Annotated in this window: 14 protein-coding genes; 13 read left to right on the forward strand and 1 reads right to left on the reverse strand. The window is 61.7% G+C overall.

The window, feature by feature from the left end:
* The first annotated feature begins 47 nt into the window (after window positions 1-47).
* Window positions 48-1610, forward strand: coding sequence for a sigma-54-dependent transcriptional regulator (locus tag HU736_RS00140; protein WP_103436599.1), 1563 nt, complete (start codon window positions 48-50; stop codon window positions 1608-1610).
* A gap of 46 nt (window positions 1611-1656) precedes the next feature.
* Here the strand turns inward: HU736_RS00140 and HU736_RS00145 are convergent, their stop codons facing one another.
* Complete coding sequence (locus HU736_RS00145; protein ID WP_101317702.1) at window positions 1657-1917, reverse strand: DUF2790 domain-containing protein; 261 nt, start codon at window positions 1915-1917, stop codon at window positions 1657-1659.
* A 408-nt stretch (window positions 1918-2325) separates the two neighbouring features.
* Between HU736_RS00145 and acs the strand changes: the two genes are divergently transcribed.
* The 12 genes from acs to HU736_RS00205 all read left to right on the forward strand — a co-directional run bounded on the left by acs (window position 2326) and on the right by HU736_RS00205 (window position 15803).
* Window positions 2326-4287, forward strand: coding sequence for an acetate--CoA ligase (acs, locus tag HU736_RS00150; RefSeq protein ID WP_186698573.1), 1962 nt, complete (start codon window positions 2326-2328; stop codon window positions 4285-4287).
* A 503-nt stretch (window positions 4288-4790) separates the two neighbouring features.
* On the forward strand, window positions 4791-5576 hold the full coding sequence (locus tag HU736_RS00155) for an ABC transporter substrate-binding protein (RefSeq protein ID WP_101317704.1): 786 nt from the start codon (window positions 4791-4793) through the stop codon (window positions 5574-5576).
* Window positions 5577-5667: 91 nt separating this feature from the next.
* Window positions 5668-6357, forward strand: coding sequence for an ABC transporter permease (locus HU736_RS00160; RefSeq protein WP_101317706.1), 690 nt, complete (start codon window positions 5668-5670; stop codon window positions 6355-6357).
* Window positions 6354-7052, forward strand: a complete 699-nt coding sequence (locus HU736_RS00165) for an ABC transporter permease (RefSeq protein WP_101317708.1) — start codon at window positions 6354-6356, stop codon at window positions 7050-7052. The genes HU736_RS00160 and HU736_RS00165 overlap by 4 nt, the downstream gene beginning before the upstream one ends.
* 22 nt (window positions 7053-7074) lie before the next feature.
* Complete coding sequence (locus HU736_RS00170; protein ID WP_101317710.1) at window positions 7075-7839, forward strand: ABC transporter ATP-binding protein; 765 nt, start codon at window positions 7075-7077, stop codon at window positions 7837-7839.
* Between the two features lie 99 nt (window positions 7840-7938).
* The gene (gene argR, locus HU736_RS00175; protein ID WP_103436602.1) at window positions 7939-8919 is read left to right on the forward strand and encodes a transcriptional regulator ArgR; all 981 of its coding nucleotides are present in this window, start codon (window positions 7939-7941) and stop codon (window positions 8917-8919) included.
* Window positions 8920-9180: 261 nt separating this feature from the next.
* Window positions 9181-10389, forward strand: a complete 1209-nt coding sequence (locus HU736_RS00180; protein ID WP_103436603.1) for an aspartate aminotransferase family protein — start codon at window positions 9181-9183, stop codon at window positions 10387-10389.
* A gap of 139 nt (window positions 10390-10528) precedes the next feature.
* Window positions 10529-11548 (forward strand): arginine/ornithine succinyltransferase subunit alpha, encoded by a 1020-nt coding sequence (gene aruF, locus HU736_RS00185; RefSeq protein WP_103436604.1) that lies wholly within the window; start codon window positions 10529-10531, stop codon window positions 11546-11548.
* 78 nt (window positions 11549-11626) lie between these two features.
* Window positions 11627-12655, forward strand: coding sequence for an arginine N-succinyltransferase (gene astA, locus HU736_RS00190; RefSeq protein ID WP_103436605.1), 1029 nt, complete (start codon window positions 11627-11629; stop codon window positions 12653-12655).
* Window positions 12652-14118 carry a succinylglutamate-semialdehyde dehydrogenase gene (gene astD, locus HU736_RS00195; protein WP_186698575.1) on the forward strand — a complete coding sequence of 489 codons (1467 nt, stop codon included), beginning with the start codon at window positions 12652-12654 and terminating at the stop codon, window positions 14116-14118. The genes astA and astD overlap by 4 nt, the downstream gene beginning before the upstream one ends.
* A 23-nt stretch (window positions 14119-14141) precedes the next feature.
* Window positions 14142-15491 carry an N-succinylarginine dihydrolase gene (astB, locus tag HU736_RS00200; protein ID WP_186698577.1) on the forward strand — a complete coding sequence of 450 codons (1350 nt, stop codon included), beginning with the start codon at window positions 14142-14144 and terminating at the stop codon, window positions 15489-15491.
* A gap of 15 nt (window positions 15492-15506) precedes the next feature.
* On the forward strand, window positions 15507-15803 hold the full coding sequence (locus HU736_RS00205) for a topoisomerase II (protein WP_101317724.1): 297 nt from the start codon (window positions 15507-15509) through the stop codon (window positions 15801-15803).
* The last annotated feature ends 2 nt before the right edge of the window (window positions 15804-15805 follow it).

The following is a 15805-nucleotide window of genomic DNA, read 5'->3' on the forward strand; positions in this document are numbered from 1 at the left end:
ACTTTTTCTGCATGCCGGTTAAAAATCGGCAGCTTCGAGACCTCTACATGCGTATCAAAGTGCATTGCCAGAACCGCATCGGCATCCTGCGAGACATACTCAACCTGCTGGTGGAGTACGGCATCAACGTGCTGCGGGGAGAGGTGGGCGGCGATCATGGCAATGCGATCTATCTACATTGCCCGAACCTGGTGAACCTGCAGTTTCAGGCGTTACGGCCCAAGTTCGAAGCCATCACTGGCGTATTCGGAGTCAAGCGGGTCGGCCTGATGCCCAGTGAGCGCCGGCACATGGAGCTCAACGCACTGCTGGGCGCGCTCGAGTTTCCGGTGCTGTCGGTGGACATGGGCGGCAGCATCGTCGCCGCCAACCGCGCCGCCGCGCAGCTGCTGGGCGTGCGTGTGGACGAGGTGCCGGGCTTGCCGCTGGCGCGCTATGTCGAGGACTTTGACCTGCCTGAGCTGGTCCGCGCCAACCAGTCGCGGATCAACGGCCTGCGGGTCAAGCTCAAGGGCGATGTGTTTCTGGCAGATATCGCCCCGCTGCAGTCCGAGCACGATGAAAGCGAAGCGCTGGCCGGTGCTGTGTTGACCCTGCACCGCGCCGACCGCATCGGCGAGCGTATCTACAATGTGCGCAAGCAGGAGCTGCGAGGCTTTGACAGTATCTTCCAAAGCTCGAAAGTAATGGCGGCGGTAGTGCGCGAGGCGCGGCGCATGGCGCCTCTGGATGCGCCGCTGTTGATTGAAGGTGAAACCGGCACGGGCAAGGAGCTGCTGGCGCGCGCCTGTCACTTGGCCAGCCCGCGCGGTCAGGCGCCGTTGATGGCGCTCAACTGTGCCGGCTTGCCGGAGTCGATGGCCGAGACCGAGCTGTTTGGCTACGGCCCGGGTGCATTCGAAGGCGCCCGCGCCGAGGGCAAGCTCGGTCTGCTCGAGCTGACCGCAGGCGGCACCCTGTTTCTCGATGGCGTGGCCGAGATGAGCCCGCGTCTGCAGGTCAAGCTGCTGCGCTTTTTGCAGGACGGCTGCTTTCGTCGGGTCGGCAGTGATGAAGAGGTATACCTGGATGTACGGGTCATCTGCGCGACCCAGGTGGACTTGTCCGAGTTGTGCGCGCGGGGTGAGTTCCGCCAAGACCTGTACCACCGCTTGAACGTGCTCTCGCTGCACATTCCGCCGCTGCGTGAATGCATGGATGGGCTGGACGGCTTGGTCGAGCATTTTCTGGATCAAGCCAGTCGGCAGATTGGCTGCCCACTACCCAAGTTGGTGTCGGCGGCCATGGATAAACTCGCGCACTATCATTGGCCGGGCAATGTGCGCCAACTTGAGAACGTACTGTTTCAAGCCGTTTCATTGTGTGAGGGCGGTGTGGTTAAAAGTGAGCATATCCGTTTGCCGGATTATGGTGTGCGCCAACCGTTGGGCGAGTTTTCCCTGGAGGGGCAACTTGCTGATATTGTCGGGCGTTTTGAAAGGGCGGTGTTGGAGTCATTGTTGGCGGAGTTTCCAAGTAGCCGTGCGTTGGGTAAACGCTTGGGCGTTTCACATACGACCATCGCCAATAAGTTGCGAGAATATGCGCTAGGTAAATCAGCGGATCAATAGTGCGGATTAAGCGAAAGGGGCCTTGCGGGCCCCTGTTTCATGCTGCTTAACCGTTCGAGCAGCCGTTGCCCATCACTCGGTATTCAAGAATGTGCTGTTGGCCCTGCGAGTCTTCATAGGTCATGCGGGCTGGTACCACTTCGCAGACATTGGGCACCGCGCTCATCGAGATAACGCGGGCGATGTCCAGGTGCTGCGAGTAGTTGTACTGTTCAACCGGGATCTGCTTGGCGTTGTTTGCAAGGTCGTCGGCCAGTGCCGCGGTGCTGCAAAGAGTGCCAAGTGCCAATACCAGTAACGCTTTCATGTTCGATTTACCTATACAGGGGCGAGAGGGTGCACGCAGCGCGTGTGACGCTGCGCGTAAAACGATAATCAAGGGTTTTAATTATCTTGGGATTAACACCTGCCGGGTGGGGGGAACTGTCGGAAGTTAATCGCCTTGCCGTTGTTGGCAAGATGAATTTTAGGCCGCGGTGTACGGCTGAAACAGAGCGGGTTTTGATAAAGACTGTTGGCAGATTCTGTAACAATCCCGCGCCGCTGTGCTGTGACCAGACTGGCGAAGTGCTGGCATGGCTGATCTAGAGCCATCGCTGAGGGAGCAGTGGGTAAAGGAGGGGGGCGCTACTACCAACGTCGAATGGCCCTGAGCACTCTGTTACAGTTAAAAACGGTTCCATACAAAAACAACTATTACACCGAGGTATCACAGATGAGTGCGGCTCCACTGTATCCCGTTCGTCCCGAGGTTGCGGCGACCACCCTGACCGACGAGGCCACCTACAAGGCCATGTACCAGCAATCGGTGATCAACCCCGATGGTTTCTGGCGCGAGCAGGCTCAGCGGCTGGACTGGATCAAGCCGTTCACCAAGGTCAAGCAAACCTCGTTCGACGACCATCATGTCGATATCAAATGGTTCGCCGATGGCACCCTCAACGTTTCCTACAACTGCCTGGACCGTCACCTTGAAGAGCGTGGCGATCAGGTAGCAATCATCTGGGAGGGCGACGACCCTTCCGAGAGCCGCAACATCACCTACCGCGAACTGCACGAGCAGGTCTGCAAATTCGCCAACGCCTTGCGTGGCCAGGACGTGCACCGCGGTGACGTGGTGACCATCTACATGCCGATGATCCCCGAAGCTGTGGTCGCCATGCTGGCCTGTGCCCGCATCGGTGCGATCCATTCGGTGGTGTTCGGTGGCTTCTCGCCAGAAGCACTTGCGGGGCGGATCATCGACTGCAAGTCGAAGATCGTCATCACTGCCGACGAGGGCCTGCGTGGCGGTCGCCGTACCCCGCTCAAGGGCAACGTCGACCTGGCGCTGACCAACCCGGAGACCAGCAGCGTGCAGAAGATCATCGTCTGCAAGCGCACCGGTGGCGACATCGCCTGGCACCAGCATCGCGATATCTGGTACGAAGACCTGATGAAGGTTGCTTCGAGCCATTGCGCACCGAAAGAAATGGGCGCCGAAGAAGCGCTGTTCATCCTCTACACCTCAGGTTCCACCGGCAAGCCAAAGGGCGTCTTGCACACCACCGGCGGCTACATGGTTTACGCCGCGCTGACCCATGAGCGGGTATTCGACTACCGCCCGGGCGAAGTCTACTGGTGCACCGCCGACGTCGGCTGGGTCACCGGCCACAGCTACATCGTCTACGGCCCGCTGGCCAACGGCGCTACCACCGTGTTGTTCGAGGGTGTGCCGAACTATCCGGACATCACTCGTGTGTCGAAGATCATCGACAAGCACAAGGTCAATATCCTCTACACCGCACCCACCGCGATCCGCGCAATGATGGCTGAGGGGCAGGCTGCAGTCGAAGGCGCCGATGGCTCAAGCCTGCGCCTGCTCGGCTCGGTCGGCGAGCCGATCAACCCGGAAGCCTGGAACTGGTACCACCAGGCCGTAGGCAAAGGCCGTTGCCCGATCGTCGACACCTGGTGGCAGACCGAAACCGGCGGCATCCTCATCAGCCCGCTGCCAGGTGCGACTGGCCTCAAGCCGGGCTCGGCGACGCGGCCGTTCTTCGGTGTGGTGCCGGCGCTGGTCGACAACCTCGGCAACCTGATCGATGGTGCGGCCGAGGGTAACCTGGTAATTCTCGATTCGTGGCCAGGCCAGTCGCGCTCGCTGTATGGCGATCATGACCGCTTTGTCGACACCTACTTCAAGACCTTCCGCGGCATGTACTTCACCGGTGACGGCGCCCGTCGCGATGAAGATGGCTACTACTGGATCACCGGTCGTGTGGATGACGTACTCAACGTTTCCGGCCACCGCATGGGTACCGCCGAGATCGAAAGCGCGATGGTCGCTCATCCCAAGGTCGCCGAGGCGGCGGTGGTGGGTGTGCCGCACGACATCAAAGGGCAGGGAATCTACGTCTATGTCACCCTCAATTCCGGTACCGAGCCTAGCGAGCAGTTGCGCCTTGAGCTGAAAAACTGGGTGCGCAAGGAGATCGGCCCGATTGCTTCGCCGGATGTTATCCAGTGGGCGCCAGGGCTGCCGAAGACCCGCTCGGGCAAGATCATGCGGCGGATCCTGCGCAAGATCGCCACGGCTGAGTACGATGCCTTGGGTGATATTTCGACCTTGGCCGACCCTGGTGTGGTGCAGCATTTGATCGATACGCACAAGTCGATGAACCTAGCTTCGGCTTGATCAATCGGATCGGAGGGCGCGCGCAGCAGCCCTCAATCCTCAAGGCCCCGCTTCGGCGGGGTTTTTGCATTCTGTTACTTCGACATTCATCGGTAACCGATTCTGTCACCGCCTCCGCACCAAGGCGGGGCGTGACTACCCACTCGAGCCCCAAAACAGGGCTGCCATGGCTGTCAGCAAAACCGATGACACGCTGCACTTGCCGTATTACAAGGCTTTGCCAATAATGGGCGCACTTATTGCTTAGTTAACAGGTTGTTTCCTTTTTGCTCTTGCATAAATCGTAAGGGCTGTCAATGTCGCCCGCTACTGTTTCATGCGCTTCTATAACTAGTTGTCGCTTTGAAGAAATATCGACTAACGGGCTGTCGTTAGAATGCCACTCACTCGCTCGTGGTCTGCGGCCCTAGTCGATACCTCTCGCGGCTTGCGTTGTACCCATTCGCATTCGGGCAGCTGTTACCCCCCTGCCTTGTATTGCCCCGTACCGATGGAGTTACCTGATGAAGAAGCTTGCACTGCTTGGCGCCCTGGCGCTGTCCGTGTTTTCCCTGGTATCGCACGCCGATGAAAAACCGCTGAAAATCGGTATCGAGGCCGCTTACCCTCCATTTGCCTTCAAGCAGCCTGACGGCAGCATTGCCGGCTTTGACTACGACATCGGCAATGCCCTGTGCACCGAGATGAAGGTCAAGTGCACCTGGGTCGAGCAAGAGTTCGACGGCCTGATCCCGGCACTCAAGGTGCGCAAGATCGACGCGATCCTGTCGTCGATGTCGATCACCGACGATCGTAAGAAGTCGGTCGACTTCACCAATCGCTACTACCTGACCCCGGCACGTCTGGTGATGAAAGACGGCACCACCGTCAGCGACTCGCTGGCGGAGCTCAAGGGCAAGAAGATCGGCGTGCAGCGCGGCTCGATCCACAACCGCTTCGCCAATGAAGTACTGGCCCCGCAAGGCGCAACTGTCGTGCCTTACGGTACCCAGAACGAAATCTACCTGGATGTCGCTGCCGGTCGTCTCGATGGCACTGTCGCCGACGCCACTCTGCTCGAAGACGGCTTCCTCAAGACCGACGCCGGCAAGGGCTTTGCCTTTGTAGGTCCGGCCTTCACCGACGCCAAGTACTTCGGCGACGGCATTGGTATCGCCGTGCGCAAGGGGGACAAGGCCAACCTTGATCGGATCAACGCTGCCATTGCCGCGATTCGCGCCAACGGCGAGTACAAGAAGATCCAGGACAAGTACTTCAATTTCGACATCTACGGGCCTGAGGCCAAGTAAGACGTCGGACCGCAACTGTGCAATGGTGCAAACAGCAGAGGCTCTGAGGTTTGCACCATTTTTCATTCCCTAGGTCTGAGGAATCCCAATCATGTTGAAAGGCTACGGGGCAGTCATCCTCGATGGGGCGTGGCTGACGCTACAGCTCGCCCTGTCGTCGATGGCCCTGGCCATCGTGCTCGGTCTGATCGGCGTGGCGCTGCGCCTGTCGCCGGTGCGCTGGCTGGCCTGGCTCGGCGATATGTATGCCACGGTCATCCGCGGCATCCCGGATCTGGTGTTGATCCTGCTGATTTTCTACGGCGGCCAGGACTTGCTCAATCGGTTGGCGCCGCTGCTGGGCTATGACGACTACATCGACCTCAACCCGCTGGCTGCCGGTATCGGTACGCTGGGGTTCATCTTTGGCGCGTACCTGTCGGAAACCTTCCGCGGCGCGTTCCTGGGTATCCCCAAAGGGCAGGCCGAAGCCGGTGTGGCGTACGGCATGAGCAGCCGCCAGGTGTTCTTCCGGGTGATGGTGCCGCAGATGATCCGCCTGGCCATTCCGGGCTTCACCAACAACTGGCTGGTATTGACCAAGGCGACCGCGTTGATCTCGGTGGTCGGTCTGCAAGACATGATGTTCAAGGCCAAGCAGGCGGCTGATGCCACCCGCGAACCCTTCACTTTCTTCCTGGCGGTGGCTGCGCTGTACCTGGTGCTCACCAGTGTTTCGCTGCTGGCGTTGAAATACCTTGAACGGCGCTACTCGGTAGGCGTCAAGGCGGCAGAACTATGATCTTTGACTACAACGTCATCTGGGAAGCCATGCCGCTGTACCTGGGCGGCTTGCTGACGACCCTGAAATTGCTGGCGTTCTCGCTGCTGTTCGGTTTGCTGGCAGCGGTACCGCTGGGGCTGATGCGGGTGTCCAAGCAGCCGCTGGTGAATGTGCCGGCCTGGCTCTACACCTATGTCATTCGTGGCACGCCAATGCTGGTGCAGCTGTTCTTGATCTACTACGGCCTGGCTCAGTTCGAGGCAGTGCGCGAGAGTATCTTCTGGCCGTGGCTGTCCAGCGCGACTTTCTGCGCGTGCCTGGCGTTTGCTGTCAATACCAGCGCCTACACCGCTGAAATCATCGCCGGCAGCCTCAAGGCCACGCCCCACGGCGAGATCGAAGCTGCCAAGGCGATGGGCATGTCGCGCTACAAGATGTACCGCCGTATCCTGCTGCCGTCGGCCATGCGCCGCGCGCTGCCGCAGTACAGCAACGAAGTGATCATGATGCTGCAGACCACCAGCCTGGCCTCGATCGTGACCCTGATCGACATCACCGGCGCGGCGCGTACCGTCAATGCCCAGTACTACCTGCCTTTCGAGGCCTACATCACCGCGGGTGTGTTCTACCTGTGCCTGACCTTCATTCTGGTGCGCCTGTTCAAGATGGCCGAACGCCGCTGGCTGGGCTACCTGGCGCCGCGCAAGCACTGACCGCTCTGTGAGAACCGACAGCATGTACAAACTCGAAGTCCAAGACCTGCACAAGCGCTATGGCAGCCATGAAGTGCTCAAGGGCGTGTCCCTGGCGGCCAAGGCCGGCGATGTGATCAGCATCATCGGCTCCAGCGGTTCGGGCAAGTCGACCTTCCTGCGTTGCATCAACCTGCTCGAGCAACCGCATGCGGGCAAGATTCTGCTCAACAACGAAGAACTCAAGCTGGTTGCCGGCAAGGAAGGCGCGCTCAAGGCAGCCGATCCGCGCCAGTTGCAGCGGATGCGTTCGCGCCTGTCGATGGTGTTTCAGCATTTCAATCTGTGGGCGCACATGACCGCGCTCGAGAACATCATCGAAGCGCCGGTGCATGTGCTCGGCATGAACAAGAAAGAAGCCCTGGAGAAAGCCGAGCATTACCTGGCCAAGGTCGGCGTCTCGCACCGCAAGGACGCTTACCCTGGGCATATGTCCGGTGGTGAGCAGCAACGTGTGGCGATTGCCCGTGCGCTGGCCATGGAGCCGGAGGTGATGCTGTTCGACGAACCGACCTCGGCACTCGACCCGGAGCTGGTCGGTGATGTGCTCAAGGTCATGCAGTCGTTGGCCCAGGAGGGCCGCACCATGGTCGTGGTGACCCACGAAATGGGCTTTGCCCGCGAGGTCTCCAATCAGCTGGTGTTCCTGCATAAAGGCATCGTCGAGGAGCGTGGCAATCCGCGTGAGGTGTTGGTCAATCCGCAGTCGGAACGGCTCCAGCAGTTTCTCTCGGGCAGCTTGAAGTAACGCTGCACCTTTGCACCAGAATAGGGCATGCTGCGCAGCGAGCGCAGCCATCCCCGGCGCAACTGACGCCACCTCTTCTCAGGTTTCGGACCACGCCCTATGACCACCCAGCGTATCGGCTTTCTCATCTGGCCCAACACCCGGCCGCTGACCTTGGCCCTGGCCGAAGAAGCACTGCTGGTGGCCCAGCGGGTACATCCGGAAGTTATCTACGATCTGGTGTTTCTCCAGGCTGAACCTGGCGAGCGGCAGGGCTGGCAGTTGCCGGGCGAGGCCTGGAATGGTCGGCTCGAAGGTTTCCAGAAGCTCTTCGTGCTGGCTGACGAGCCGCCGCAGGCGGTCACGGCCGCGCTGTCGTCCGGGCTCAAGCAGCTGGCTCGCAGCGGTTGCGTGATTGCCGGGCTGTCGGCAGGTGTATACCCGCTGGCGCAGCTCGGCCTGCTCGATGGCTATCGCGCCGCGGTGCACTGGCGCTGGCAGGATGATTTTGCCGAACGCTTCCCCAAGGTGATTGCCACCAGCCATCTGTTCGACTGGGACCGTGATCGCCTGACGGCCTGTGGCGGCATGGCCGTAGTCGACCTGTTGCTGGCCGTGCTGGCCCGTGACCATGGCGCCGAGCTTGCGGGTGCGGTGTCCGAAGAACTGGTGGTCGAGCGTATTCGTGAGGGCGGCGAGCGGCAGCGTATCCCGCTGCAGAACCGCCTTGGCTCGAGCCATCCCAAGCTGACCCAGGCTGTGCTGTTGATGGAAGCCAACATCGAAGAGCCGCTCACCACCGATGAGATCGCCCAGCATGTGTGCGTCTCGCGGCGCCAGCTGGAGCGGATCTTCAAGCAGTACCTCAATCGCGTGCCGAGCCAGTATTATCTTGAGCTGCGCTTGAACAAGGCGCGGCAGATGTTGATGCAGACCAGCAAGTCGATCATCCAGATCGGCCTGTCATGCGGGTTCTCGTCGGGGCCGCATTTTTCCAGCGCCTACCGCAACTTCTTCGGCGCGACGCCGCGTGAAGACCGTAACCAGCGGCGCAATAACAGCCCGTTCGAGCTTAGTTCGGCGCCTTCGGTCGACAAGTAGCATATTGGGGCCGTTGCACGGCCCTAGTAGTCATGTGAACAACTGTTCTCTCAATTACCCGCCACCTCTCCCCGACAGTTCCTTGCTCCTTTACACTGCGCGATTGCGACAGTGTTTGTCGCATTGCCGAAAACCTCTTTGAAACACGGTTTGGCGCTGTAACAAGTTGTCGCTTGGCCGCAAGGACAGGCGCTGATCAGTCCTTACAATCCCCCCATCGCTCGCCAATCCCAGGCCAGCGTTTCTCTTCAGGAGACTCAGATGTCCGTTGAGCAAGCCCCGGTGCAACGTGCCGATTTCGACCAGGTCATGGTTCCCAACTACGCCCCGGCGGCGTTCATTCCGGTGCGAGGCGAGGGCTCTCGAGTCTGGGACCAGGCGGGTCGCGAACTGATCGACTTTGCCGGCGGCATCGCGGTAAACGCCCTGGGTCATTGCCATCCGGCGCTGGTCAAGGCACTGACCGAGCAGGCCAATACCCTCTGGCACGTATCCAACGTGTTCACCAACGAGCCGGCGTTGCGTCTGGCGCACAAGCTGGTCGACGCGACCTTTGCCGACAAGGCGTTTTTCTGCAACTCCGGCGCCGAGGCCAACGAGGCTGCGTTCAAGCTGGCCCGTCGGGTTGCCCATGATCGCTTCGGCCCGGACAAGCATGAAATCATCTCCACCGTGAACAGCTTCCACGGTCGCACTCTGTTTACCGTCAGCGTCGGTGGCCAGCCGAAGTACTCCGACGGCTTCGGCCCGAAGATCACCGGCATCAGCCATGTGCCGTACAACGATCTTGAAGCGCTCAAGGCACAGATCTCCGACAAGACCTGCGCGGTGGTGATCGAGCCGATCCAGGGCGAGAGCGGCGTAGTGCCGGCTGACCTGGCTTACCTGGAAGGTGCGCGCAAGCTGTGTGACGAGCACAACGCGCTGCTGATCTTCGACGAAGTGCAGACCGGGGTTGGCCGTACCGGCCACCTGTATGCCTACCAGCATTACGGCGTGATCCCGGACATCCTCTCCAGCGCCAAGAGCCTGGGCGGCGGCTTCCCGATCGGCGCCATGCTGACCACCGACGACATTGCCAAGCATCTGGTCGCCGGTACTCATGGCACTACCTACGGCGGCAACCCGCTGGGCTGCGCCGTGGCCTGTGCAGTACTGGATGTGATCAACACCCCGCAGACCCTGGCCGCTGTCACTGCCAAGCACGAGCGCTTCAAGGCACGCCTGGAGAAGATCGAGCTGTTCAGCCTCGTCCGCGGTGTCGGCCTGCTGATCGGCTGCGTGTTGACCGATGTCTGGAAAGGCAAGGCCAAGGACGTGCTCAACGCCGCCGAGAAAGAAGGCCTTATGGTGTTGCAGGCTGGCCCGGATGTAGTGCGTTTTGCACCAAGCCTGGTCATCGAGGATGCCGATATCGACGAAGGCCTGGACCGCTTCGAACGCGCGGTAGCCAAGCTGCTGCAAGGCTGACATACAGCGATTCTGTCGCCGCTGTCAGCAGTGCCAGCGGCGACAGCAGAATTCCAGCGCGGGTGCCTTGTCTCAGACGGGCACCCGCCGTTTTGCCGCACCACGCTGTGCGGCCCGTATTCCCGAAAGGAGTGACACCATGCTGGTAATGCGCCCCGCGCAAATGGCTGACCTGAATGAAGTGCAGCGCATGGCTGCGGACAGCCCGGTTGGTGTCACTTCGCTGCCTGATGACGCTGCGCGTCTGGGCGACAAGATTGCCGCGTCGGAAACCTCATTTGCCGCCGAGGTCAGCTTCAATGGCGAAGAGAGCTACTTCTTCGTGCTCGAAGACACCAGCACCGGCAAGCTGGCCGGCTGCTCGGCCATCGTCGCCTCGGCGGGCTACTCGGAGCCGTTCTACAGCTTTCGTAACGAGACCTTTGTGCATGCATCGCGCGAGCTGAAGATTCACAACAAGATCCACGTCCTGTCGCTGTGCCACGACCTCACCGGCAACAGCCTGCTTACCAGTTTCTACGTGCTGCCGGAGCTGGTGGCCAGCGGCTTTGCCGAGCTCAATTCGCGCGGCCGCCTGCTGTTCATGGCCGCCCACCCGGAGCGCTTTGCCGACTCGGTGGTTACCGAGATCGTCGGCTACAGCGACGAGCAGGGTGAGTCGCCGTTCTGGGATTCGATCGGGCGTAACTTCTTCGACCTGAACTATTCCGACGCCGAGCGCCTGTGCGGGCTGAAGAGCCGGACCTTCCTCGCCGAGCTGATGCCGCATTATCCGATCTATGTACCGCTGCTGCCGGACAACGCTCAGGAGGCGATGGGGCAGGTGCATCCGCGGGCGCAGATCACCTTCGACATCCTCATGCGTGAAGGCTTCGAGACCGAGCATTACATCGACATCTTCGACGGTGGCCCGACCCTGCACGCACGTGCCTCGGGGATCCGCTCGATCAGCCAGAGCCGAGTAGTCCCGGTCAAGCTCGACGAGGCCACAGTCAAGGGTGGCCGCTCGTACCTGGTCTGCAATGGCCAGTTGCAGGACTACCGCGCCGTGTTGCTGGAGCTGGACTGGGTGCCGGGCAAGCCGGTCAGCCTGAGTAGTGAAGCGGCCGATGCCCTGGGCGTCGGTGAAGGTGCCAGCGTGCGCCTGGTCGCTGTTTGACCGGCCTGGCCCTAGCGCCAGCGCTCGCGACCCGCACCCGTCTTGCGGCCGGCACAGACCGCCGCTCAAGGAGATAGCATGATCGTTCGTCCTGTACGCAGCAGCGATTTACCCGCGCTCATCGAAATGGCGCGCAGCGCCGGTACCACTGGCCTGACTACCCTGCCGGCCAACGAAGAGCGGCTGGCTCAGCGCGTGCGCTGGGCTGAAAAGAGCTTCACCGGTGAAGCCGGGCGGGCCGACACCGATTACCTGTTCGTGCTTGAAAACGACGAAGGCCTGGTGGTCGGCATCAGTGCCATCGCCGGTGCCGTCGGCCTGCGTGAGCCCTGGTACAACTACCGGGTCGGCCTGACCGTCAGCGCTTCGCAGGAGCTGAATATCTACCGCGAGATCCCGACCCTGTTCCTGGCCAACGACCTCACCGGCAACTCCGAGCTGTGTTCGTTGTTCCTGCGCAGTGATCACCGCAACGGCCTCAACGGCCGCCTGCTGTCGAAGGCGCGCATGCTGTTCATCGCCGAGTTCCCTGAGCTGTTCGGCAAGAAGGTCATCGCCGAGATGCGCGGGATCTCCGACGCCGCAGGCCGCTCGCCGTTCTGGGAGTCGCTGGGCCGGCACTTCTTCAAGATGGAGTTCAGCCAGGCTGACTACCTGACCGGCGTGGGCAACAAGGCCTTCATCGCCGAATTGATGCCCAAGTTCCCGCTGTACACGTGCTTCCTTTCCGAGGCTGCGCGCAGTGTGGTCGGCCGGGTACACACCGACACCGAGCCGGCGCTGGCCATGCTCGAGCGCGAAGGCTTCAACTACCAGGGCTACGTCGACATCTTCGATGCAGGCCCGGCAATCGAATGCGACACGGCGAAGATCCGTGCCGTGCGCGAAAGCCAGAATCTGGTGCTGGCAGTAGGCACTCCAGGCGATGACGCCACGCCGTACCTGATCCACAACCGCAAACGCGAAGACTGCCGCATCACCGCAGCGCCAGCGCGGCTGGCGGCCGGCACGCTGGTGGTCGACGCGCTGACGGCGAAACGCCTGCGCCTGGGCGTGGGTGACCACGTGCGCGCAGTCACCTTGTCCGCCAATCGGGAGGCGCAGTGATGACGACCCATTACATCGCAGGGCAATGGCAGGCTGGCCAGGGAGAGGCGCTGCAGTCGCTGAACCCGGTCACTCAGGCGCTCGTCTGGGCGGGGCAGGGCGCTGCTGCTGGCCAGGTTGCCGCCGCAGTAAGCGCGGCCCGCGACGCGTTCCCGGCCTGGGCGCTGCTCAGCCTGGAGGCACGCATCGCGGTGCTGGAAGCCTTCGCCGAACAGCTCAAGGCCAACGCTGACGAACTGGCCCGCTGCATCGGTGAAGAAACCGGTAAACCGTTGTGGGAGTCGGCAACCGAAGTCACCAGCATGGTCAACAAGGTGGCGATCTCGGTGCAGAGCTATCGTGAACGCACCGGTGAAAAAAGCGGCCCGCTTGGCGATGCGACTGCCGTGCTGCGGCACAAGCCCCATGGCGTGGTGGCGGTGTTTGGCCCGTATAACTTCCCTGGCCATTTGCCCAACGGGCATATTGTGCCGGCGCTGCTGGCCGGTAACTGCGTGGTGTTCAAGCCCAGTGAGCTGACCCCGAAAGTGGCCGAGCTGACGGTCAAATGCTGGATCGCGGCGGGTTTGCCTGCGGGTGTGCTCAATCTGGTTCAGGGCGCCCGCGAGACTGGCGTGGCGCTGGCTGCCGATGCTGGTATCGACGGTTTGTTCTTCACCGGCTCCAGCCGCACCGGCAACCTGTTGCACCAGCAATTTGCCGGGCGCCCGGAGAAGATTCTGGCGCTGGAAATGGGTGGCAACAATCCGTTGGTGGTCGATCAGGTCAAGGACCTCGACGCGGCCGTCTATACCATCATTCAGTCGGCGTTCATTTCTGCCGGCCAACGCTGCACCTGTGCGCGTCGCTTGCTGGTGCCGGAGGGCGTCTGGGGTGACAGCCTGCTGGCGCGGCTGGTCGAGGTCTGCCACAGCATCACGGTTGGCGCCTATGACCAGCAACCCGCGCCGTTCATGGGCTCGGTGATTTCCCTGGCGGCGGCCCAGGCCCTGCTTGATGCTCAACAAGCGCTGATCGGCAAGGGTGCGCTGGCGCTGTTGGCGATGACCCAGCCGCAAGCAGGTGCAGCGCTGCTGACCCCTGGCATCCTCGATGTCACAGGCGTTGCAGAGCGTCCTGATGAAGAGTTCTTCGGGCCATTGCTGCAGGTCATTCGCTACGCCGACTTCGACAGCGCGATCGACCAGGCCAACGCCACCCAATACGGCCTGGCCGCCGGTTTGTTGTCTGACTCGCATGCGCGCTACCAGCACTTCTGGCTGCGTAGCCGCGCCGGTATCGTCAACTGGAACAAACAGCTCACCGGGGCCGCCAGCAGTGCGCCATTCGGTGGCGTCGGCGCCAGCGGCAACCACCGCGCCAGCGCTTACTACGCGGCCGACTACTGCGCTTACCCCGTGGCATCGCTGGAGACCGCCAGTCTCGCCTTGCCGGCGACATTGACGCCGGGCGTCACCCTATAACAAATGGTCTCGGAGCCTTGCCGATGAAATCCTATGAAGTGAATTTTGATGGCCTGGTAGGGCCGACCCATAACTACGGCGGCCTGTCGTACGGCAACGTGGCCTCGCAGAGCAACAGCCAGCAGTGCTCCAACCCGCGGGAAGCGGCGCGTCAGGGCCTGGCCAAGATGAAGGCGCTGAGCGACATGGGCTTCAAGCAGGGCGTACTCGCCCCGCAGGAGCGCCCGGACGTTGCTGCCTTGCGCCGGCTCGGCTTCAGCGGCAGTGACGCCGAGGTGATCCGTCGCGCCGCCCAGGAGGCCCTGCCGTTGCTGGTCGCCAGCTGCTCGGCCTCGAGCATGTGGGTGGCCAACGCGGCCACGGTCAGCCCGAGCGCCGACACTGCCGATGGTCGCGTGCATTTCACCGCCGCCAACCTCAACTGCAAGTACCACCGCAGCATCGAGCATCCGACCACCAGCCGCGTGCTGGCGGCGATGTTCGCCGATGAGCAGGTATTCGCCCACCACCAGGCGCTACCGGCGGTGGCCCAGTTTGGTGACGAAGGCGCGGCCAACCACACGCGCTTCTGTCGCAGCTATGGCGAGCCCGGCGTAGAGTTTTTTGTCTACGGCCGCAGTGCCTTCGACAGCCGCTACCCGGCGCCGCAGAAGTACCCGGCACGCCAGACCCTGGAAGCTTCGCAGGCCGTCGCTCGCTTGCACGGCCTCAGTGCTGATGGGGTGGTCTACGCTCAACAGAATCCAGCGGTGATCGACCAGGGCGTGTTCCATAACGACGTGATTTCGGTAGGTAACGGCGAAGTGCTGTTCTACCACGAGGATGCCTTCCTCGAGACCGATGCGGTACTTGCCCAGCTGCAGGCTAAACTGGCCGGCAAGGGCGGCAAGTTCCAGAGCATCTGCGTGCCACGGGCGGCGGTGGCAGTGGAGGACGCGGTGCGTTCCTACCTGTTCAACAGCCAACTGCTGTCACGCGAAGACGGCTCGATGCTGCTGGTGGTGCCGGAAGAGTGCCGCAACAACCCGCGCGTCTGGGACTACCTGAGCCAGTTGACCAGCCGGGGTGGCCCGGTCAAGGAGGTCAAGGTGTTCGATCTCAAGCAGAGCATGCAGAACGGCGGCGGCCCGGCGTGCCTGCGTCTGCGCGTGGCCTTGAAAGAATCCGAGCTGGCGGCGGTCAATCCAGGGGTTATCATGTCGGCGCCGCTGTACGACAGCCTGATCCAGTGGGTCGATCGGCACTATCGCGATCGCATGAGCGACAGCGACCTGGCCGACCCGCAACTGCTCACCGAATGCCGTACGGCCCTGGATGACCTGACCCAACTGCTCAAGCTGGGTTCGGTCTATCCGTTCCAACGCCAACCTTGAAGAGAGAATTACGTAATGTCTGACGCCCTGCGCCTGATCCTGGAAGACGATGATGGCACCCAACTGGAAACCTCCTGCACGCGCTTTGCCGTGCTCTGGCAGGGCAAGGAAGTCTGGATTCAGCAGGACGGCCGCGGCCAGCTGCTGATCGGTGTGGACGTCGCTGAAGGCGATGCCGAGTTCGCCAACCTGCTGCTGCGCCCGATGGCCACCAACCTGGTCAGCCTGCAGCTGGAGATGGAGCCGGCTGAGCTGGGCGACGACGATGAGGATGGCCACGTGCACGGCCCGGATTGCGGTCACCACCACTAAGG

The sequence above is a fragment of the Pseudomonas shirazensis genome (genome assembly GCF_014268785.2).
Lineage (GTDB): Bacteria > Pseudomonadota > Gammaproteobacteria > Pseudomonadales > Pseudomonadaceae > Aquipseudomonas > Aquipseudomonas shirazensis.